The 2,393-nt window shown below is 61.7% G+C and carries 1 protein-coding gene; it reads right to left on the bottom strand.

Annotated elements, in window-relative coordinates; all coding sequences use genetic code 11:
- Positions 1 to 203: 203 nt before the first annotated feature.
- On the bottom strand, positions 204 to 1,919 hold the full coding sequence (locus TVC13_RS17945) for a DUF5979 domain-containing protein (RefSeq protein ID WP_422402486.1): 1,716 nt from the start codon (positions 1,917 to 1,919) through the stop codon (positions 204 to 206).
- Positions 1,920 to 2,393: the final 474 nt, after the last annotated feature.

Raw genomic sequence — 2,393 nt, 5'->3', positions numbered from 1 at the left:
CCGGCACACAAGGCGCGCAGCAGATCCACCATCGAAAGAAAGTTGGGGTTTGGCCGCCATGCTTCGGGCGCTTCGTGAGCGTCCCGGCCGCGGCGACTCAGAAGACTTTACACAGGTTTGAGCCTGCATGCAACTTGGCTGAAACGCGCTCGGAACCGGCCCCCGTGGGACTGGTTCCGAGCGCGTTATTTCAGCTGCAGCTGTTAGCTCTGCCGGCGTCGGAGTGAAGCAAGAACCAATGCCGAACCGGCTATTACCGCGCCGCCTCCCATCAGGGCCAGATTCAGTGATTCAGCGCCCGTCTTGGGCAGCCGTTCGCTTACCGGAACCGGTGCGTACAGGTTGGTAGCACCAGTGCCCTGGGTGGCGCCGGGCAGTATTGTCACCTCACCTGTAAACGACGATTCAACGGTGACATCTTCGTTGGCGCCGGAGGTCGGTTCCGAGATGTTGCACAGAGTCCCGGCAGGAATCCCTTCGTAGAGCTGGGTGTATTCACCTGCCCTGGTGCCGGCGGCCAGTACAAAGACTTCGTCCAGGATTCCTTCCCCACACTGGACATGAATGACGATGTCATCCTGGAGCCCGGCTCCAGTACCCGTGATGGTCTTGGTGACCAGCAGGCTTCCCGGGTTGAGGTCGACTGTGTTGGTGACGGCAAGGAGGTTCTCCCCGTCAGTGATGGTTACGGATTCCGGGAGCACCGGAGTGACTGTTACCGCCGTCGTTGATCCGGTGACGGGTTCAGTGACTGAACAGACCGTGCCCAACGGCAGGCCGGAGACCGTTTCAGTCACCGCCTCGGTCGTGCCGGCGGGGATCTCGAAGGTGAAGACGCCGGATGCTCCGCAGTCCACCAGCAGGGAAATGTCACCCTGCAGCCCGGCTCCTTCACCCGCAAACGCCTTACTGACCGTCAGGTCGCCGGCAACGAAGAACTCAGCCGTCGCCTGGGCATTGGACTCGATCTGCGCGTCGGCCGCCAGGATGAGCTTCTGGGCAGTGGTGACCTGGGGATTATTGCCTGCGTAAAGGTAGACGTTGCCCGTCTGGACAGGAACCACGGCTGTCGCGGTCAGAACAACCGGATCCGTGGTCTGGTTGTCGTTCCTCACCCACAGCTGCGTGCCTGAAGTTACGGTCGTGCCGGTGAGCGGGACCGTACCGGCAGGATCTGTGTACAGGGTATAGCCGGCTGGCACTTCCACCGTGACGGTGGCGGCGTCGGAGGTAATGGTGAAGGGACCCGTGACGCCGTCGGTCGGGCCGGAGGCCACTGGCGGGTCAATCGATACGTTGGGGGCGGGCGGCTCGGTCAGCGGACCTGCAGCGAGTACAGCTGCAACGATCGGTGCGGTGTACTGCCGGATCGTATCGTTGTCCTCAAGGACGTACCCGTCGCTGAAGAACCAGATGGCTGCCTGCACGGCGGCGGCCCGGATGTTATCCGTCGGAGCTTCCGCTGGAAGTCCCGGCTGGTCAGGGTAGTAACTGTTTAGGATGCGGTTGATATAGCCCACGTTGGGAACATTGGACTCATCCCATGTGCCGCTCTCGTAACCCAGACCGGTGTAGGTGGAAGTACGAATGTCGATGCAGTACATCTGCTGCGTGTTACCGACAGCGTCAACAGTGGTGATGACGCCGGCGAACCCCTCATTTGCGGTCTCATATCCCGTCGGCACGTCCGCGGGATACCCGGTTGTGGGATCGAACGGCGCCCCGACTGGAGGCAGCCCGCCGGTCACAGCTTGACCCGCACCGGTCCCGGTCATGGTGATCTCCGTGATGTCCGAGGGGACCTCGTTCCCGGGGGATTCGCCGGAGAAAACAGCATTGGCCGGTACGGCGAACTGCAGGAGCATAAAGAGGAAAACGAAGATGCCGAGGCCGCCGCGCGCAGCTCGGCTGTTTATCAAGCCTCGCTGTCGGCCCCGGACACGTTTTGGTGGGTGACGCAGACTCATGGGGGTTCACGCTTCCGTTCTCGGCCTCAATAAGGATCATCCGCAGTGGTGGTCTCCGGACGGCGACGCAACAGCGCCCGTGGCCTGTGAGGCTACGTCTCCCTCGGGCATCTGAAAAGGGAAGATGGGCATTCGCTTCGAATGCAGGTGATATTGATGACACCGCGCGGGGCACTCGGTAGGCGTGAGTCGATTGCAAACGGACCGCTGCAGTCCCCTGCCCGGTGTTCCCATGCTGTGGTGCGGGTGGTGCCTGGTGTGGTCCCACCAGTGAACAGGGGTCACAGAACATGGGAACAGTGGACAGACTGGGAGTGTTAAAAGTGGTTAAACGGGTTCAGGCCCCGCAGCGTTGCGGGGCCTGAACTCGTTAATAGTTGTCCGGCGGTGACCTACTCTCCCACACCCTCCCGGGTGCAGTACCAT

The organism is Arthrobacter sp. 3Tela_A, assembly GCF_049311025.1.
GTDB lineage: Bacteria > Actinomycetota > Actinomycetes > Actinomycetales > Micrococcaceae > Arthrobacter_B.
Note: the sequence above shows the minus strand (reverse complement) of the source record. Positions and strands in the feature narration are given on the sequence as shown.